Annotated in this window: 19 protein-coding genes; 16 read left to right on the top strand and 3 right to left on the bottom strand. The window is 48.0% G+C overall.

All coding sequences use genetic code 11. From position 1 onward, the window contains the following. Nucleotides 1–16 precede the first annotated feature (16 nt). The gene (locus tag IPP66_22735) at nucleotides 17–442 is read left to right on the top strand and encodes a VOC family protein (protein MBK9928097.1); all 426 of its coding nucleotides are present in this window, start codon (nucleotides 17–19) and stop codon (nucleotides 440–442) included. Nucleotides 443–444: 2 nt separating this feature from the next. Here IPP66_22735 and IPP66_22740 read toward each other — a convergent pair whose 3' ends face one another. Together IPP66_22740 and IPP66_22745 are read right to left on the bottom strand one after the other, a co-directional pair. Then, nucleotides 445–966, bottom strand: a complete 522-nt coding sequence (locus IPP66_22740) for a GNAT family N-acetyltransferase (protein ID MBK9928098.1) — start codon at nucleotides 964–966, stop codon at nucleotides 445–447. 16 nt (nucleotides 967–982) lie between these two features. Beyond that, a complete protein-coding gene (locus IPP66_22745; protein ID MBK9928099.1) occupies nucleotides 983–1,648 on the bottom strand; it encodes an HAD-IA family hydrolase in 666 nt (221 codons plus the stop codon). 215 nt (nucleotides 1,649–1,863) lie between these two features. Between IPP66_22745 and IPP66_22750 the strand changes: the two genes are divergently transcribed. The 6 genes from IPP66_22750 (at nucleotide 1,864) to IPP66_22775 (ending at nucleotide 7,639) form a co-directional block, all read left to right on the top strand. Beyond that, nucleotides 1,864–2,493: a hypothetical protein gene (locus IPP66_22750; GenBank protein ID MBK9928100.1), complete on the top strand. Its 630-nt coding sequence runs from the start codon at nucleotides 1,864–1,866 to the stop codon at nucleotides 2,491–2,493. A 187-nt stretch (nucleotides 2,494–2,680) separates the two neighbouring features. After that, on the top strand, nucleotides 2,681–4,177 hold the full coding sequence (locus IPP66_22755) for a glycosyltransferase family 39 protein (protein MBK9928101.1): 1,497 nt from the start codon (nucleotides 2,681–2,683) through the stop codon (nucleotides 4,175–4,177). Between the two features lie 219 nt (nucleotides 4,178–4,396). After that, nucleotides 4,397–4,882, top strand: a complete 486-nt coding sequence (locus IPP66_22760; GenBank protein ID MBK9928102.1) for an isoprenylcysteine carboxylmethyltransferase family protein — start codon at nucleotides 4,397–4,399, stop codon at nucleotides 4,880–4,882. A gap of 395 nt (nucleotides 4,883–5,277) precedes the next feature. Then, complete coding sequence (locus IPP66_22765; protein ID MBK9928103.1) at nucleotides 5,278–5,880, top strand: hypothetical protein; 603 nt, start codon at nucleotides 5,278–5,280, stop codon at nucleotides 5,878–5,880. Between the two features lie 154 nt (nucleotides 5,881–6,034). Further along, a complete protein-coding gene (locus IPP66_22770) occupies nucleotides 6,035–7,051 on the top strand; it encodes a DUF2804 domain-containing protein (GenBank protein ID MBK9928104.1) in 1,017 nt (338 codons plus the stop codon). A 213-nt stretch (nucleotides 7,052–7,264) separates the two neighbouring features. Beyond that, nucleotides 7,265–7,639, top strand: a complete 375-nt coding sequence (locus IPP66_22775) for a hypothetical protein (protein MBK9928105.1) — start codon at nucleotides 7,265–7,267, stop codon at nucleotides 7,637–7,639. A gap of 45 nt (nucleotides 7,640–7,684) precedes the next feature. Here IPP66_22775 and IPP66_22780 read toward each other — a convergent pair whose 3' ends face one another. Next, the gene (locus IPP66_22780) at nucleotides 7,685–9,109 is read right to left on the bottom strand and encodes a PLP-dependent aminotransferase family protein (GenBank protein MBK9928106.1); all 1,425 of its coding nucleotides are present in this window, start codon (nucleotides 9,107–9,109) and stop codon (nucleotides 7,685–7,687) included. A 134-nt stretch (nucleotides 9,110–9,243) separates the two neighbouring features. Between IPP66_22780 and IPP66_22785 the strand changes: the two genes are divergently transcribed. The 9 genes from IPP66_22785 to arsM all read left to right on the top strand — a co-directional run bounded on the left by IPP66_22785 (nucleotide 9,244) and on the right by arsM (nucleotide 16,981). After that, a complete protein-coding gene (locus IPP66_22785) occupies nucleotides 9,244–9,513 on the top strand; it encodes a DUF2917 domain-containing protein (GenBank protein ID MBK9928107.1) in 270 nt (89 codons plus the stop codon). Between the two features lie 200 nt (nucleotides 9,514–9,713). After that, on the top strand, nucleotides 9,714–10,322 hold the full coding sequence (locus IPP66_22790) for a hypothetical protein (protein MBK9928108.1): 609 nt from the start codon (nucleotides 9,714–9,716) through the stop codon (nucleotides 10,320–10,322). Nucleotides 10,323–10,731: 409 nt separating this feature from the next. Continuing rightward, nucleotides 10,732–11,571 carry a serine protein kinase RIO gene (locus IPP66_22795; protein MBK9928109.1) on the top strand — a complete coding sequence of 280 codons (840 nt, stop codon included), beginning with the start codon at nucleotides 10,732–10,734 and terminating at the stop codon, nucleotides 11,569–11,571. 47 nt (nucleotides 11,572–11,618) lie between these two features. Beyond that, on the top strand, nucleotides 11,619–12,683 hold the full coding sequence (locus tag IPP66_22800) for a hypothetical protein (protein ID MBK9928110.1): 1,065 nt from the start codon (nucleotides 11,619–11,621) through the stop codon (nucleotides 12,681–12,683). Nucleotides 12,684–12,783: 100 nt separating this feature from the next. Further along, the gene (locus tag IPP66_22805) at nucleotides 12,784–13,518 is read left to right on the top strand and encodes a LysM peptidoglycan-binding domain-containing protein (protein ID MBK9928111.1); all 735 of its coding nucleotides are present in this window, start codon (nucleotides 12,784–12,786) and stop codon (nucleotides 13,516–13,518) included. A gap of 107 nt (nucleotides 13,519–13,625) precedes the next feature. Beyond that, nucleotides 13,626–14,471, top strand: a complete 846-nt coding sequence (locus tag IPP66_22810; GenBank protein ID MBK9928112.1) for a hypothetical protein — start codon at nucleotides 13,626–13,628, stop codon at nucleotides 14,469–14,471. Between the two features lie 149 nt (nucleotides 14,472–14,620). Continuing rightward, nucleotides 14,621–14,932: a winged helix-turn-helix transcriptional regulator gene (locus tag IPP66_22815; GenBank protein MBK9928113.1), complete on the top strand. Its 312-nt coding sequence runs from the start codon at nucleotides 14,621–14,623 to the stop codon at nucleotides 14,930–14,932. Between the two features lie 241 nt (nucleotides 14,933–15,173). After that, nucleotides 15,174–16,166 carry a permease gene (locus tag IPP66_22820; GenBank protein MBK9928114.1) on the top strand — a complete coding sequence of 331 codons (993 nt, stop codon included), beginning with the start codon at nucleotides 15,174–15,176 and terminating at the stop codon, nucleotides 16,164–16,166. A 17-nt stretch (nucleotides 16,167–16,183) separates the two neighbouring features. After that, nucleotides 16,184–16,981: an arsenite methyltransferase gene (arsM, locus tag IPP66_22825; protein ID MBK9928115.1), complete on the top strand. Its 798-nt coding sequence runs from the start codon at nucleotides 16,184–16,186 to the stop codon at nucleotides 16,979–16,981. Nucleotides 16,982–17,121 lie beyond the last annotated feature (140 nt).

A 17,121-nucleotide genomic window follows, 5' to 3' on the forward strand; every position in this document is an offset into this window, starting at 1 on the left:
TAAAGAAGGAGCGACTATGAATCAGAATCTTCACATTGTCACATTAGGCGTCAGGGACTTCAAGAAGTCAGTTGCGTTCTACGAGAAGACTCTTGGGTGGAAGCCATCCAGCAATAGCAACGACGATATTGCGTTCTTTCCAGTAAGCGGCGTGGTGCTGGGACTCTATCCACGCGAGAAGTTGGCAGAGGATGCGCTGGTATCTTCCGTTGGCGAGGGCTTTCATGGGATGACTCTGGCCTACAATGCACGCAGTGAAGCGGAAGTGGACGAGATCATCGCGGACTTGAGATCGAAGGGCGTGAAGATTGTGAAGGAACCGCAGAAAGTGTTCTGGGGCGGGTACAGTTCATACTTCGCCGACCCCGATGGTTTTCTGTGGGAAGTAGCATATAACCCGTTCTTTGAGTTCGATGACAGTGGGAACCTGAAACTTGGTTGAGTTCAGGGAAGGATCAAATCGTATCGTTGTTCGATCAATGGGATGCCGAAAGCCGTGGACGGTTTCTCTTCGGTGAATTGATAACCATAACGTCTGTATAGTTTGGCTGCGGTCAATTGTTGTTCGGTCGTCCACAGATAGGATGACTTGTAGCCACAACTTCGCAAGAACTCCATGAAGAGATCCATCAATTTTGTGCCGAGGCCGACCCCACGGTATTCAGACTCTAGCAGGAAGTAACGCAACTGCGCGGACTCACCGCGATCCAATAAGGCCAGCGTGCCAATCGGCCTGCCCTCGTCCACAGGACTGCTTCGCTTGTGTTCGCAAACCCAAATACGACTCCGTTCGGGGGTATACCTTTCGGTAAACTCAGCCAGGCTTTGCGCCACATACATTTCAAACGGACCGGTGTATCCATATTCCTTGTAGTACAGCCTACCATGCATGGACAGGACATCGCCAATGTCACCGGGACGAAGTTCGGTGCGGATGGAAATGTCATTGAGAGAAATTTTGCTCATTGATGTATTCCGTCTTCTAATGTTGAGTTATATCAGGTGCAAGATCAGAGAGACTTACATCGGCGATCTTCTCGTGGACCACATCCGCCGCTTGCAAATGTTCAGCGGACAAAGTATGCGCTACAGCGACACAACGCATCCCAGCCGCTTTGGCCGCCTGCACCCCATTGACTGCATCTTCCACAACAGCACATTCCGCAGGCGTGACACCAAGCGTGCGTGCGGCAAGGAGAAAAATATCAGGCGCAGGTTTCTTGTGCGTCACCGCTTCACCGCCAACGACCGCGTCCCAAGTTTCGATGGGTAGACCGATCTTCTGCAAGTTGACAGCGACCTTATGTCGATCTGCACTGGAAGCCACAGCCACGCGCAAACCTGCATCGCGACAAGCCTTCACCAATTCGGGCACACCGGGAAAAGCATGAAGTTGAGATGGCACTAGCTCGAAATAGATCTCATACGTCCTTTGTTTGCCCGCAACAGGATCGAGCGGAAAACCATACTTCTCCGCCACGCCGCCGACGTAACGCTCCTCCCCTGCTCCCACAAACGGGATGAAGTCATCGGGCTGGACTGTCAGTCCTTTTTCTTTGAACATTGCAATCGCCGCTTTGTTGATGAGTGGTTCGGAATCGGTGAGCACACCGTCCATATCGAAGATAACAGCACGAATAGTTGTCATGGACGGTGATTATAATGGGTAGCGGATTTCGTTCTTAAGACCTGACAGGATTTGCCATGCCAATCATAATCTTTGGCCGTCCATAAGCTATAATTTCGTTCATAGCTTATTATGCAGAACTATTCCGCATAACACCTCCAGGCGGATTAATTAAGGAATGGTTTCGCTTAAATCATAGTTAGCCCGCTCTTTGCAAATCAGGTGGTAATTATTTCATGAACAATTCTGTTGGTATTATCTTTTCGTTTCAATCACATTATTATCGTCTAGCAGACATAGAGTGGGGTGCCGATAATTCTTTTTACTTTCTACCAAGCCAGCATGAAACTGAAGTAGGAACACGTGTTAAAAGCTACACAGAAGATTCAGGAAGACTAGTAATAAAACCAAATGAATTGGAATATGGAAAATTTCCTACAAGAAAAATTTCGCGACATCAATCAGGCTTTTATCACATAAAAGATGTAACTGGATCTGGAGGTAATAGAGAGAAAGATGGACTTCGCGGACCTGCTTTTCGCGAAACTAGCGGATTTTATGTTTTTCTCGTTGCTTGTCCCCAAGAAATAAATACAATGGTTAAAACTGAACCTGACTCAAATCGTGATGTAATAATAAATTTACCAGACTGGATTGAGCCATTTTCAGTGCAATTTGCAGCACATCGCAAGAATGTAAATATTGAACTGAAAACGCGTCCTGGAGAATTACTAGGTGACGGCGTTGTTCAAATAAATAATTCAAATTTTGAATATGGTTTGATAATATTTTTGTTAAATGTACAAAAAGGAAAACCTGATGAAGTCTTGCGCTTTCCAACAAAAACATTCTTTCTTATTCAATAATTTGTTAAAATTAAATGCGGGCTAAAAAAGCGTGCACCTGATGCTTGGGATTCTGCGGCAATCTCAAACAGTTTTCTACGCCTTTTCATTTTTCAGGTTGGACGGCTTCGCCATCCCCGCCCCACCAGCGGGTAACGCAAACCGTTCGGCGACTGTTATGCAACGAAGTGCCATCAAAAAGTAAACAATGAAAGCAAATTCCTCTATCAAATTCGACTTACTCATTCTTATTCTTCTTGCCACCATAAAACTGGTTCTGCACTTGCTTACCAACAATCAATATGGCTTTCATCGCGACGAACTTGCTATGCTTCACGACGCACGCAATCTTGCTTGGGGCTTCATTGCTTACCCACCGCTGACTCCGTTTCTTGGAAGTATTGAGCTTAAACTTTTCGGCACGTCGTTAGTCGGCTTTCGTTTTTTCTCGGCGCTGTCGCAGTCCATTGTGATGGTCATTGCGGGGTTGATGGCAAAGGAACTCGGCGGCTCGCGTAGGGCGCAAATTCTCGCCGCGTTTGGAACAGGCATCGGCATGTTCACCCTCATTCAAGGCGCTCTCTTTCAATATGTTGCCTTTGATTTTCTATGGGTTGTGTTGCTTGCCTACTTCGCCATCCGCCTGCTTAAAACAGATACCCCCCGCTGGTGGCTGGCGATAGGCGCGGTTATTGGTTTGGGCATGATGACACGCTACACGATGGGCGTGCATGTCATTGGTTTGATCCTTGCGGTTTTGCTCACACAAACACGAAAACATCTCAAATCTCCGTGGCTGTGGGCAGGTGTAGTGATTGCCTTCGTCATCTTTTTGCCCAACATCATTTGGCAGATCCAACACAACTTTATCTCGCTTGAATTTCAAAAATCTATCCATGAACGGGACGTAAATCTCGGTCGCGCCAAAGGTTATTTCATCGATCAATTATTGATGGCAAATCCGTTTATGCTGTCGTTTTGGATTTCAGGCTTGCTTTTTTATTTCCGCGAAGCAAAATATCGGCTACTCGGCTGGATGTATCTGATCCCTGTTGCTATCTTCTTCCTCATGCAAGGACGCGGCTATTATCCTGCTCCAATTTACCCCATGTTAATCGCGGCAGGCGCAGTGGTATTTGAGCGCCATTTGGAAACTCTCTCTCCTAAAAATGCGCTTCGCCATTTAACCTCGAACTGGATTTCCCTTACATTGGGCTTGGCTGTCGGTGGAGCATTAATGTTACCCGTCGCACCCATCAATTCAACTATGTGGGATATTTCCTATGGTGTCCACGACAATTTCTCCGAACAACTCGGCTGGCGCGAATTGAATGAGCAAGTCGCAAATGTATATCACGCCCTGCCCGCAGCCGAAAAATCTCGTGCGGGGATTCTCGCTGGTAACTACGGTGAAGCAGGCGCTCTGGAGTTATATGGTGATGAGTATAATCTTCCCCAAGTTATCAGTCCTGCGGACTCGTTCTGGCTACAAAGCGCACCTACCGAAAATATTGATGTGTTGATTGTCGTCGGCTACTCTAAAGAAACAGCAGAAAAATATTTCAACTCATGTATACTGGCAGGTGAGATCGTCAATCAGTATGGTGTGGTCAACGAAGAAAGTAAACTCCGAGATGTTTTCCTTTGCAAAGGCTTGCGCCAACCATGGTCTGAGTTGTGGGGTGTAATGCAAAGGTTTATGTAAGTTTTTGGCAAACGAGTCTTGCGTTCATAGAGCCGCCCAACAAAGCTTGCACCTGACGCTGGGGACTGCCCGTAGGACGTGCGCACTCAAGCAGTTTTCTACGCCTTGTCATTTTTCCAGTTGGACGGCTTCGCCGTCCCCGCCCAGTAACGCAAACCGTTGAGCGCCGATACTCAATGATGAGAGTAATACAATGTTCAACCAGATTGGTTTAGTGAGATGAATGTTGATTCCGCACATAAAAGTAATTGGGAAATTGCAGAAGTCGTGTTTGGGATTCCATTTCTTGTGAGTATCGCCTTACATTTCATAGTCCCAATTTCCTTGTCAGAAGGAAGCTTTAGACAAATCATGATCTTTGTGGGAATTGCTTTGATAATCATCGGCATAGCTTTGGTCGTTGTAGTACGCCGTGAGTTTGCACATTTCCGACAACCCACCGACCCTGGTCACCCTACAACAAAGATTGTTAAAACAGGTGTGTTCGCTATCTCAAGAAATCCGCTCTATCTCGGGGGTGTCCTTGTACTTTCAGGTGTTGCCTTGATGCTGAATATGCTTTGGGCATTAGTTATGCTTCTGCCTTCAACGATTCTGTGCCATTACATCCTGATCATTCCTGAGGAGCGCTATCTAACAGCAAAGTTCGGCGACGAATACAAAGAATACGTTGCTTCTGTTCATAGATGGCTGGGTCGTAAATGACTCTCAAAGACATGAATCGATTAATGTCAAACCGCCGCCCAACACAGGTAACGCAAACCGCTAGGCGTTCACATTGAAAATTATGTTATGAAAAAAATCATCATTCACTCATTCGCGATCATCATTTTCTTCTCAATTAGCGCATGTAGCAATTCTGGCTCTCTTCCACCTGCTAGCGCAACTCATCTCCCTCTGCAACGTATACCCCGCTTCCGTCTATCACGCCTTCACCTTTACCTACATCTAGCATACTAGAAGCCCCAGCATTAGTAAAAACATCTCTTGAATTTTTTCGAAATGGAAAAACTTACGAAGTTATTGTTGGCTATGCTGTAGGTGACGCATTCTTTTATGCAACTCCGCATGCGGAAGTCCCCAAAGGAACGCTTTCTAAAATGGGAGTAAGTAGCGCTGAATTGAAACGATATGGCGATTTCGACAATGACGGCGAAAAGGAATTTATTGTCTCCTTGATACATATCGGGGCTTACGCTAGTGAAGAGGTTCAAATCTATAAATACGATCCCGCCAACGACAATTACTATGTTGCTGATGCCTTTGGGGCTAACTATCCAGCAGTAAAAAGTTACACTGACACAAACAAAGACGGTAATCCTGAATTAATAACCAGCAATTATGGCTTTTGTTATCAGTGCAGTTCCTATTCCGTAGTATTTTCTGCCATAACCATTTTGAGATATGAAAATGGCAAGTTTACAGATGTCACAAGAGATTACCCCGAATTAATTCAGCAAGACGCCAATAAGTTTCTTGAATCTTCCAAGACAAACGCAAACAATCAAGATGCAGGACACATTACCCTTGCTTCCTATTTCTACGATATGTATCGCTTAAATAAAACCGATGAAGCCATTCTCATTTTTAACCAGATCTGCACTTCAGTCATCAAGCCAAGTATGCAAAATGCTGATTTCGCTTGTGATAAATATAAATCAGAAGTGGAAACTGCAATACATGATTTTGAGTCAAAGCTATGAATTTTTCAAACACAAAAATGCCTAACACAGCGCGCAAGAGATGGGGATTCTGCGTAATTTACAGACACTTTTCTGGCATTGATTCACCATAGGTAAGGGGACAGAACAGGAGCGTTATAATCATTCTTATAAATAAACCCTATAAGGCGGCAAGATGCAAAACGAACTTCTAGAACCCAGTTCCCTGCTCGATACAAACGGCAAACTGACACAAGTCGGCTGGTCACGTAAGCCATTATTAGATTGCAACCTCGAGAACGCACGCTTCCATCGTTTCCGCATCAAGCGCTGGGATTACTACGCCATCTTCACACCACAGCGTTTCTTCTCCGCTACCATTGCCGATCTTGGCTATGCAGGCAATATCTTCGTCTATACACTCGACTTCGCCACAGGCGAACTGCATGAAGAGGGGCTGGTCATTCCGCTTGGGAAAGGGATCCAGCTCGAAAGGAATCCCGAAGCGGGCGAAGCTTCCTTCATGAACGACAAGGTATCGCTCCACTTCCAAGCGGATGGCGGCGAGCGCCGCGTCAAAGTCGATTGGGCTGGGTTCAACAACGGACGCGGTATCCACGCTGATATCATTCTGCGTGCGCTACCCGAGCACGAGTCAATGAACATCATCATTCCCATTGGCGAAAAACGTTTCTACGACAATACCAAGATCAACTGCATGCCCGCACAGGGATATATCCAATATGGCGATCAACGCGAAGAACTGCAACCCGAAACCTGTATCGGTTCACTTGATTGGGGACGCGGCGTGTGGGAATACCAAAGCTATTGGAATTGGGCCAGCTCTTCAGGTTTCCTCCGCGATGGGCAAACCATCGGGCTAAATCTTGGAATGGGTTTCGGTGATCTCAGCAAAGCGACCGAGAACGCCATCATCCTAAACGGGCGTGTTCATAAACTCGGCACGGTTCGCTTCGACTATAAATCTGGCAATTACATGCAGCCATGGCGCTTCACCGATAATGAAGGCCGCCTTGACCTGACCTTTACTCCCTTCAAGGACCGCACCGCAAAGACCAATCTGGGCATCATCTTCAGCGAGGTCCATCAAATGTTCGGGCACTATAACGGGCGTGCGACACTTGACGATGGCAGTTCGCTTGAGATCCACAATCTGATCGGCTTTGCAGAAGAACATCACGCCCGTTGGTAGAACGAACTGTGTCAATTATCACGTTGACGGCGGATCAGTCGTTACGTATGGTAAGGAAATGAGGCTTGACCTATCCCCATCCCTTCCCAAATAGGAAGGGCGTCTTGTCGATTGATGTTCTAAAGCAATGTTTCGGTTCAAGTGTATTAGCTTCTCCCCTTCAGGGGAGGCGGGAGAGAGGTTAGACAGTAAACTCACAATCAGGATTTAAATATGAAGCAAAACGATGACTTAGACAAAATGAAAGAATGGCAAGATCACCAATACAACCCTGGATATTGGGTCAACAAATTTTCTCCAGGGTTTCCACCAAAAAGATCAAAAGGTTTTTGGCTTTTTAGTTTGATTGATGTCTTCGTTTTCGTTCCCGTATTTATCTTTTCACTGTTCGTTTATTTCATTGAAGGCAATAGTGGCTACTTATATTTGGTAGGGATATTTGGAGCATTTTCTATCTTAGCTATCTTACGTGCACGTCGATTCAAGCCGCTACCAAAGACAAAAAACCAAATAGAAATTGAGGAGTTGAGACGAGAGAAAAAGGAAGAGAAGAAGAAACGTCCGAAAAGAAGAAAAGATTACAATTAATTTCTTATGGGTGCGTACCTAGACTTCATCAAATGCGATAAACCCCTACCCCACAATAATATGCCCCAACTTCTCCAGTGAACGCTCAATCGTGTAATTGAACTCTGCCGCATTCAAGCGAATGAAATTTGCATATTGATTGGTCGCTGAAAAGACATGCCCCGGGGCGAGTGTGATCTTTTGTTCCAGCGCTTTTTTATACAACTCAAGCGAATCCACATTCTCTGGCAATTGCACCCAAAGCACAAATCCGCCTGAGGGGCGCGTGAGTCGCACACCGGAAGGGAAATAACGGATCACCGCACTCGACATCAACTCCACATTGCGCGCATACTCCCGGCGAATGCGCCGCAGATGATGATCGTATCCGCCGCCTTCGATAAAGTCCGCGATGGCGTATTGTGGCAATGTCGGCGGGGAAACGCTGATCGTGAACTTCAACCAGTCCAACTCCGTTTTGAATCGTCCGGGCGCAACCCACCCGATCCGCAAGCCGGGGCTGATATCCTTTGAAAACGCGGAGACCAGCATCACCAGTCCCTTTTTATCGAATGACTTGCAAACAATCGGTCGCTTCTCGCCGAAATAGATCTCGCCGCATACATCATTCTCGATCAGAGGGATCTCATGCCGCGCCAGCAACTCCACAAGTTCTTTCTTCTTCTCGTCTGGCATCTGGCTCCCAAGCGGATTATTGAAATTCGAAATGACGATCACCGCACGCACGGGGTTATGTTGAACAGCAAAAGATAACGCTTCAAGATTGATCCCATCGCGCGGATGTGTGGGGATCTCCAGCACACGCAATCCATGTACTTCCAATGTTTGCAGAGTACCGAAATACATCGGCGACTCGATCGCAACGATATCTCCCGGTCGGCAAACCGCAAGCAGACAAAGGTCAATCGCCTCCAACCCACCCGAGGTGACCATCACCTCACTGGGAGAGAGTTGGCACCCTGACAGTGCCGCACGCTTCGCGATCTGCACACGGAGCTCCTCCAACCCCGGTGGAATGATGTACTTGTGCCCATCCACAGCGTGACGCCGCGCGGCTCGGGTCAGTGCCTGATTGATCTTTTCAGTAGGTAAATAATTGGGATTGGGAAATGCCGCTCCGAGCTGAACAAGTTCGGGGTCGGTTGAATCGCGCATCAACATCATCGCCAGTTCGTGCAGGCTGACCCGGCTTGGGTCCTTTGCTGGAGAGGATATCTCAGGCTCTGGTACCTGGTCATGAGCTTTTCCCCGCACATAATATCCCGATTGCGGCCGGGCTTCGATCCAGCCTTGATTCTCAAGCAGTAGATATGCCTGCAACACCGTGCTGATGCTGACGCCCTGCTGTTTGCTCATCTGCCGCACCGAGGGAATGCGCTCCCCAACGCGATAGGTATCCTTCTCGATCAACGCGATCAACTTGTCTGCGAGGGAACGATACAGCAATGATGAATTCGGATCGGTTTTCATAAGGGAACAGTTTTCCTAAAAATGACCAGTACAGTTGATTATAGCATCCACTGTACTGGTTACAATTCTATAAATCTGCATCTGTACTCGTCACTGGAATATCCATACAATGTGGCTATACAACAGGAGTTTATATGATCGCAATCGAACATTGCAAGCACATAGACTTGAATCTGCACCAACACGAGGTATTGAAGCTCAGTCCAAACACGGGCTTGGAAATTGAGTGTGAAAAAGGCATTTTGTGGGTTACCAGCGCGGGAGATAACAACGACCACACATTGTCGATAGGAGAAAGTTATGTTGCACGTGGACCAAGTACCCTCGTGATCGAAGCGATAGAAGATGCCGTTGTTAATTTGAAAGACATGGACGAGGAGCCTGTGATCCCCGTCATTGCGTAATACCCAATCGCACAGATCGCAATCAAAAAACATTCTCCACCGTTCTGGCGGAGAATGTTCATTAATCCGCTTTTATGCCCGTAAGGGCGGCCCATCAAGACCGTTAAGTAAGTTGCCATTCGCTGGATGGGTCAGTCCCTACGGCAAGAACAAACTACAAAACAAGACTCGAATACATCTTTCTTTTATAGGATAACAAAATGAACCTCCCCTCTATTCTTGGGTCGATCGGCACCATGATCGACCTGATCCGCTCCACCCCACAACTGGCACGCCTGATCCGTGCGCGAAAGGCATTTGGCGTCTCGGTGGATGCCACCGGCACAAGCTGCGTTGTCAGCCTGGGCTGGCTGGCTTATGGAATCATCACCGATCAACCATTCGTCACGCTTGCTTCTGGAATTATTGCGGCGTCCTTTTTCATCATCACACTGATCGCCTTACGTCTCGGGCGAAGCATAAATGAATTTAGAGTAACCCCTGCCTGGCTGGGAGTTTTACTTGTATCAGGAATATTCTTTGGAAAAGTCGGTCTGGGTCTTGCGCTTTCCATCAGTGCGTTGATATCGAATTTCCCACAGGTGCGGGTTGCCTACAAGGAAGAGGATCTCTCTGGACTTTCATTAGGCACATGGCTGTTGAATTTATCGGCTGGGTTGATCTGGGGAGGGTACGCGCTCCTGCAACACGACCTGACGATCATCGCCGCCTCGTTCTTTCAAACGACCACCAGTACGATCATCATCGCCCTGAAGATCTTCAAGCCATCTGTAAACACGTCTTCCCTGCATGAAGTGACAGCCGAGTAAAAGCAAACGCAGAATGAACACAACAATGCTTGTATTTCATTCTGCACTACAATAAGTCCCTTATAGGCGAATACCTCGGTCTTCTAAAACGCAATCAGAAACTGCTGTAGCCAAAGGCCCCACAGAAAGTTCTTGACACAGGTCACTCCCCCACATAAAATAAGAGCAATATCGTCCACAATCAAGAAAAGGAGGCACGAAACAAAATGACAACCTTTATCTCATCCCAAAATTCTGTTTTGAGCACGCCTCCCATAGTTGGACTTTCGTAACGATTCCATTCATCGTTCATTCTGACCATCCAACCGCAGGCGTAACTCACCCTGCGGTTTTTGATTCTTTCTTCCTCGCAGGGCGCGCAACCCTGCGATCTTGTTTTCCGCAGGAGGTTTATACAGGAACACAAAAAATGAAATCCAATTCAAACAGGTTCGATATGGAAGACACGGAAGCAGAAACTTTCGTAAAGTTCAAAAGCAAAAAGCAAAAGCTGACCGGTAAACAGTCGATCAGTCAACTCGTTTCCCGTGACGGAAATTCAGACCCAGATGCAACTTTCGAGAACAGCGATCTGAACGAACTCTCCAAAATGGACTTCCTCGATGAGTTGATCTGCGGTATCAAAACTGGCAAAGAGGCATCAGTCTTTCTCGGCAGAAACTCAAAGGGACTCATAGCAGTCAAAATGTACACAGACCTGCGTGTGCGGTCATTCAAACATGATGCGGCATATAGGCAAGGCAGGTTCGTCGGCGATGACAGGATCCAGAAAGCCATTGAACAAGGCAGTAAGCATGGTCTCGATGCTCATCAAGTCCTTTGGGTGCAGGAGGAGTTCAAACAGATGAAACATCTCCTTGAGCATGGTGTGCGCGTACCACGAGGGATCGCAGTCCACGGGCTGGCACTGGTGATGGAGTTCATCGGGGATGAGAACGGCAATCCCGCTCCGCGCATATCCGATCTAAGGATGGAGAAAGCTGAGGCGGACGAAGCCTTCAGGCAATCGGTCCAGAATTTGAAGCGCATTGTAAAGTCTGGCAGAGTTCATGGCGATTACTCCACGTTCAATATCCTTTGGCACAACAAAGAAGCGGTTGTCATTGATTTCCCACAAGTAATGGAAATTGGGAGCAACCCCAATGCAAATGCCTTCCTTGAAAGGGATGTTCGTTCTTTGTGCAAATCTTTCATGAAGCAGGGTGTTCATGCCGAAGAAGGTAAAGTGTTACGAGAGGTCCGCGGCTAAAAGAAAAGATGGGCCGACTTTATGTACATCTGAATATAATTAAATCCATGAACTTCAAGTATGTACTTTGCTTATCGGGCATCTTCCTTGCTTTGCCAATCCTTGCAGTGATCGCCATTACATTTCCCATCCCGATCACCATTTCAGGGATCGGCTATTTGCTCGCAATCTCCATCGCAATCGCTGGGCTCATCCTGGCACCCTGGGTCCCAAAGTATCGTTCCTTGATCGTGATTGGTTTGCTTGCACTTGCATTGATCGTGGTCACGCGGATCGCCCTCGGAGAACTAAATTCCAAATCCAACCTGCGCATGGTCACTCTGCCACAGGAGAAAGGAACACGTTGGTTAAGTTATGTTCTTGATGAACAAGATAGCCTCATCTTCGGTGAAACGCTGTTTCATTTTATCGGCGGCTCATCAGCAAAGGAACATGAGAACATCACCGAGGCACTCTATCAAGATTATATTGATCTGCGGCAAGCACATGGAATTGTTCCCTCCCCTATTATCAATACCTATCTCACTCTTCAGAGACCGTCAGCTTTTGATGCAGTGGTTATCGAACCAAAAGTAAATCGCCACCCTGATGTCGGTGTTATCTTTCTGCACGGCTTCATGGGCAATGTCACCGCGCAGTGTTGGGAAATTGCTCACGCCGTGGATCGCTTCGGAGCAGTGACAACCTGTCCCTCAGCAGAATGGCAGGGTAAATGGTGGTATCCAGAGGGCGAAACCATTCTGCGGTCCACGTTTCAATATCTTAGGGAACAAGGGATTCAAACGATTTATCTCGGCGGCTTTTCCAACGGCGGATTTGGGATCAGTCGCCTCGCATCCAAGCTGGGAGCTGAAGATGGCCTCAGCGGCCTGATCCTCATCGACGGCATGACCGACGCCCCGGGCCTCCGTAGCTTGGGCATCCCCATCCTGCTCATCCAAGGGACTCAAGACGAAAGAATGCCCGTTACAGAAGCACGCCAGATCGCAGAAGAGCTTGGGAAACTCGGTACCTACGTTGAAATAGACAGCGACCATTTTCTCATTATGAAAGAGCCTCAACTTGTACAGAACGCCATTCAAACATGGCTCGAAGCGCAGACGAAACAGTAGCCAAAAGTATCCCATGTTTTAAAAGTATGACAATAGTCCTACCCCTGTTGACAATTAACATATTTTGAGTATCCTTTTATTAACAGATGGAAAGGAAACAATGAACACTAAAAAACTTACTCAACTACTCGTCATTACAGCACTTCTTGTCACATCTTTTGCGTCAACAGGCGGCGCCTTGGCCTGGTCACAGTGCCCTACCTACATCACTGTGCAGGCAGGTGACACCCTGAGCGGTATTGCGGCCCTCTGCAACACCACAGTGGACGCCATCCGCGCGGTCAACCCCGGTCTCGGCTGGTGGCTCTATACCGGACAAGTCATCAACATCCCAACGGGTTCCACTCCCTCCTACCCACAGACAGGCGGAACCTATGTTGTGCAAACAGGAGACACCCTTGGGAAGATCGCGGCTCGCGGCAAGACCAGCGTCAATGCGCTCCTAGCGGTCAATCCACAGATCAGCAACGCAAGCCTGATCTACGCCGGGCAGGTCATTAACTTACCTGCAGGCGTTACCCTTGAACCATCCAAACCTCCCAAGCCAACGCCTCCGCCCAGCACACCGCCCCCCTCCAACAATGGTTGGGATAAACTGAAGATCCTCTACGAAAAAGGCATGCACGTTCGCACTGGGCCCGATGGAAAGATCATCTCCTCCGCATTGTACAAGGATGTATTGTGGTACGACACAAACTCCGTGTATGTGGACGGTAAGTGGCGCGTATGGGTCATTGTGAAACTCATCAAGCCTACAAAAGATTACACAACTGGCTGGCTCATGGTCCGCGATCAATACGGAACCTACTTCGTCAGTCCGCAGATCGATCCGTAATCAGAACAACTATATTCAAACAGATAAGCCCCGGTCCATTCATCGGGGCTTATGATTCTATTTGAGCCAGACACATAATAAGTATAATTAAACCAACGGAGGCTCACATGGCAAAAAAGGAAAAAACGCAAGAACCAAAAGAAGAGGAACTGGCGATCACCCCGGTTCCTGAAGTTGCAATTCAACCGATTGAAGAAAAGGTCGAAGAACCAAAACAAGATAAGAGGCCGAAGCAAACTTTCGGCGATGTCATGAGGCGCATTATCCTTGCTATTCTGCGGCTGATCATTATTGTGGCCGTCATCGGCGGATGCGGAGCCGCTGTCTATTTTGGCGCACCGTTGGTGTACGACCAATACGTTCGCCCTGTAGAAGAGAACACATCGCAGTTGAATGATCTGGACTATAGACAAAGCCAGAGCGAGATCCAACTTGCGGATTTACAAACGCGTCTTGCCACGCTCGAGGCTGATCAAACACCCCAAAGCGATTCCATCACTCAACTTGATTCGCGCGTCCAAACCCTGGAAGGCGCCGATGTACAGCGCAACGAGACACTCGTTGAACTCACCTATCAATCAGATTTGATCCGCGCCATGGAGTTACTCTCGCGTGCAAGGTTGTTCCTCTATCAAAGCAATTTCGGTTTGGCACGATCCGATGCGCAAGCTGCGCGCGATGTTCTGGCAGAGATGCAAGTCAGCGCGCCTGAAGCCAAACAAACGGACCTCACTGAAGCGATCTTCCGCGTTGACCTAGTCATCAAGAACCTGCCCGATTTCCCCGTTGCTGCCAGCGATGACCTTGATATTGCATGGCAGATCCTCATGGATGGATACCCCGTCCCTGCTACTGCCACGCCAACACCCGTCGCCACTTTGCCCCCTATCGAGGAAACTGCCACACCGACCCTTGTCCCTGACTCAACAGCCACACCGACTGCCATTCCGTAATATAAAAGACCTGACAGGTTTTCGCAGAGCCATGGTTAACCGGCTTATAACGCAACACGAATAAGTCCGATTAACATGTTCCATGATAAAACCCGTCAGGTCTATATTTCCTCTTGACAAATAGACAAACGTCTATATAATAACCATTGATGAAATTCAACCCTGTCCTCTTCGCCAAAGCCATCGCCGATGAAACTCGTCAGAAGATCATGAGCGCGTGTTGCTGTTGCGAGCTCTCTGTCAACGAGATCGTTGAAAAGATCGGCTTCTCGCAACCCACTATCTCACATCACCTCGCCATCTTACGTGATGCGGATCTGGTAAGCATCCGCGAAGAAGGCAAGCAAACTTTTTATACTCTCAATCAAGAGAACATCGCCGTTTGCTGTGGACAGATCATGTTGAAGTTCGCACCCGAGGAAGAGGCAACCGAAGCGGTTATCAAAGTGGTCAACGCATAACCGTCTCTTTTTTTGCCTTGGTTGATAGACAAGTATCTATATGAAAGGAGATAAACGCTATGAACGAATTGAACGTGCTGAGCAACTGCGGTTGCGAAGAATGCGGCGGCGGTGGTTGCTGTTAATGGATCAAGTCTCTGCCCATCACTGTGATGAGCAGAGAGAAATTATCTGTAGGATATTTTTTTAATCTAATACATAGACAGTTGTCTATAAAAAGATTTGCATCAAGGACCAAAGAATGGACATCACATCGTTACTCCAATACACCCTTGGAAAGGTTGTCGAGACCTTTTCACATAACTGGTATTTGCTTCTACTCAGCATCGTTATCAGCGCCGCGCTAAAACTTTATGTTGACCAGGATGCCATCGCAAACTTCTTGCGACGCAACACAAAGAACAGCGTGCTCATGTCCACGGGAGTTGCTGTTGCCACACCTTTCTGCTCATGTGGTACAACAGCGATCATTCTAGGGATGATGGCATCCACTGTCCCATGGGCGCCCATCGTTGCTTTCATGGTCGCGTCACCGCTCACTTCCCCACAAGAACTCTTTTACAGTGCAGGTTTATTCGGTTGGAAATTCGCCATTGCGTTCTTTGTCGCCTCGATCTTGCTTGGCCTGATAGGCGGATTCATTGCCAGCTTTGCTGAAGCTCGTGGCTGGTTGAAAGATCAGGCACGTATGACATCGCCAAAATCAGCATCGTTCTCATTGGGCATCATGGGCGGTCCCGCTCCGCTCGATCTTCCAGTTGTTGTTCAATCATCTGCATCAACAGCACAATGCTCATGCTCATCAGAGCCCGCCAAACCAACGATCACCCTACAAATGTTCATGCAAGAGATGTGGACGATCAGCAAACGGTTGTTCCCCCTCTTCTTAGGGTTTACATTTATTGGATACCTGCTCAATGGCCTCATTCCCACAGCATGGATCACCGGTCTCTTTGGGTCTGGCCATGCCTATAGTATTCCACTTGCCGCCACGCTTGGGCTTCCGTTTTACATCAATACCGAGGCGTCACTGCCTCTTGTCCGTGCCATGCTCGAGAGCGGCATGAGCGAGGGTGCAGCACTGGCCTTCCTCATCACGGGCGCCGGCACATCCCTCGGCGCGTTGGGCGGCGCACTCACCATTGCCCGTTGGCGTGTCATTGCCATTGTTGTTGGCACGTTATGGGTCGGAGCCATTTTTATCGGCCTTGCTTATAACATTCTGTTTCTATAATTTCAAAAGGAGAACCCATGACTCAATCCCCCACCCCCATTCATGATACGGTCCGCGAGCATTATGCAGAGCGGATTAAAAGCAACACTTCCTGTTGTGGACCTTCAGACTGCTGCTCCACCGAAAGCAACCTCTACCCGACAGATCTACTTGCCGTCCTTCCCGAAGGAGAATCATCCGTCAGTTACGGCTGTGGCGACCCGATCACACTCGCATCTCTGCAACCCGGGCAAACAGTCCTTGATCTCGGCTCGGGCGCTGGCCTCGACTGCTTCTTCGCCGCAAAGAAAGTCGGCGAGACCGGAAAAGTTATCGGCGTAGATATGACTCCCGAGATGCTGGAACGGGCCCGGGGCAGTGCGAAGCGGATGAACATCACAAACGTTGAATTCCGTCAGGGATTCATCGAAGACCTGCCCGTTGACTCAAACACAGTGGATGTCATCATCTCGAACTGCGTGATCAACCTCTCGCCCGATAAATCCAAAGTGTTCGCCGAAACATTCCGCGTGCTCAAGCCTGGTGGCAAACTTGCTGTGTCTGATATTGTCACCGACGGTCCATTACCAGATGCAGTGAAACAAAGCCTGAGCGCTTGGGCAGGATGTGTAGCCGGCGCCGTGGAAGCCAAGGACTACATCGGCATGATGGAAGCTGTTGGCTTTACAAATGTATCAGTCACGCCAGTATTCTTCGATAAGCAAACAGTCGACTCCGCGCTTGACGAGATGAAGCTGGATGTGAAGGAATATCCACGCGAAGATGTGTACAAAGCTGTTTATAGCGCAAAAATCACAGCCTATAAGCCTGCATAAAAGAGAATGAGTACAGCAAGACCGTAGTCCACTAGAATATGTAGACCGTGGGCATCAACTGGTTTCAAACAAAAGTGAAGGAGACAGGCTCCTTCACTTTTTTCTTAGAAGAATGTAATCTTCATCATATTGACAGTACA

This window comes from Candidatus Defluviilinea proxima (assembly GCA_016721115.1).
Lineage (GTDB): Bacteria > Chloroflexota > Anaerolineae > Anaerolineales > Villigracilaceae > Defluviilinea > Defluviilinea proxima.

Coding starts and splice junctions, on each gene's coding strand:
- IPP66_22735 (MBK9928097.1), top strand. CDS start 17: ATGAATCAGAATCTTCACATTGTCACATTAGGCGTCAGGGACTTCAAG.
- IPP66_22740 (MBK9928098.1), bottom strand. CDS start 966: ATGAGCAAAATTTCTCTCAATGACATTTCCATCCGCACCGAACTTCGT.
- IPP66_22745 (MBK9928099.1), bottom strand. CDS start 1,648: ATGACAACTATTCGTGCTGTTATCTTCGATATGGACGGTGTGCTCACC.
- IPP66_22750 (MBK9928100.1), top strand. CDS start 1,864: ATGAACAATTCTGTTGGTATTATCTTTTCGTTTCAATCACATTATTAT.
- IPP66_22755 (MBK9928101.1), top strand. CDS start 2,681: ATGAAAGCAAATTCCTCTATCAAATTCGACTTACTCATTCTTATTCTT.
- IPP66_22760 (MBK9928102.1), top strand. CDS start 4,397: ATGAATGTTGATTCCGCACATAAAAGTAATTGGGAAATTGCAGAAGTC.
- IPP66_22765 (MBK9928103.1), top strand. CDS start 5,278: ATGGGAGTAAGTAGCGCTGAATTGAAACGATATGGCGATTTCGACAAT.
- IPP66_22770 (MBK9928104.1), top strand. CDS start 6,035: ATGCAAAACGAACTTCTAGAACCCAGTTCCCTGCTCGATACAAACGGC.
- IPP66_22775 (MBK9928105.1), top strand. CDS start 7,265: ATGAAGCAAAACGATGACTTAGACAAAATGAAAGAATGGCAAGATCAC.
- IPP66_22780 (MBK9928106.1), bottom strand. CDS start 9,109: ATGAAAACCGATCCGAATTCATCATTGCTGTATCGTTCCCTCGCAGAC.
- IPP66_22785 (MBK9928107.1), top strand. CDS start 9,244: ATGATCGCAATCGAACATTGCAAGCACATAGACTTGAATCTGCACCAA.
- IPP66_22790 (MBK9928108.1), top strand. CDS start 9,714: ATGAACCTCCCCTCTATTCTTGGGTCGATCGGCACCATGATCGACCTG.
- IPP66_22795 (MBK9928109.1), top strand. CDS start 10,732: ATGAAATCCAATTCAAACAGGTTCGATATGGAAGACACGGAAGCAGAA.
- IPP66_22800 (MBK9928110.1), top strand. CDS start 11,619: ATGAACTTCAAGTATGTACTTTGCTTATCGGGCATCTTCCTTGCTTTG.
- IPP66_22805 (MBK9928111.1), top strand. CDS start 12,784: ATGAACACTAAAAAACTTACTCAACTACTCGTCATTACAGCACTTCTT.
- IPP66_22810 (MBK9928112.1), top strand. CDS start 13,626: ATGGCAAAAAAGGAAAAAACGCAAGAACCAAAAGAAGAGGAACTGGCG.
- IPP66_22815 (MBK9928113.1), top strand. CDS start 14,621: ATGAAATTCAACCCTGTCCTCTTCGCCAAAGCCATCGCCGATGAAACT.
- IPP66_22820 (MBK9928114.1), top strand. CDS start 15,174: ATGGACATCACATCGTTACTCCAATACACCCTTGGAAAGGTTGTCGAG.
- arsM (MBK9928115.1), top strand. CDS start 16,184: ATGACTCAATCCCCCACCCCCATTCATGATACGGTCCGCGAGCATTAT.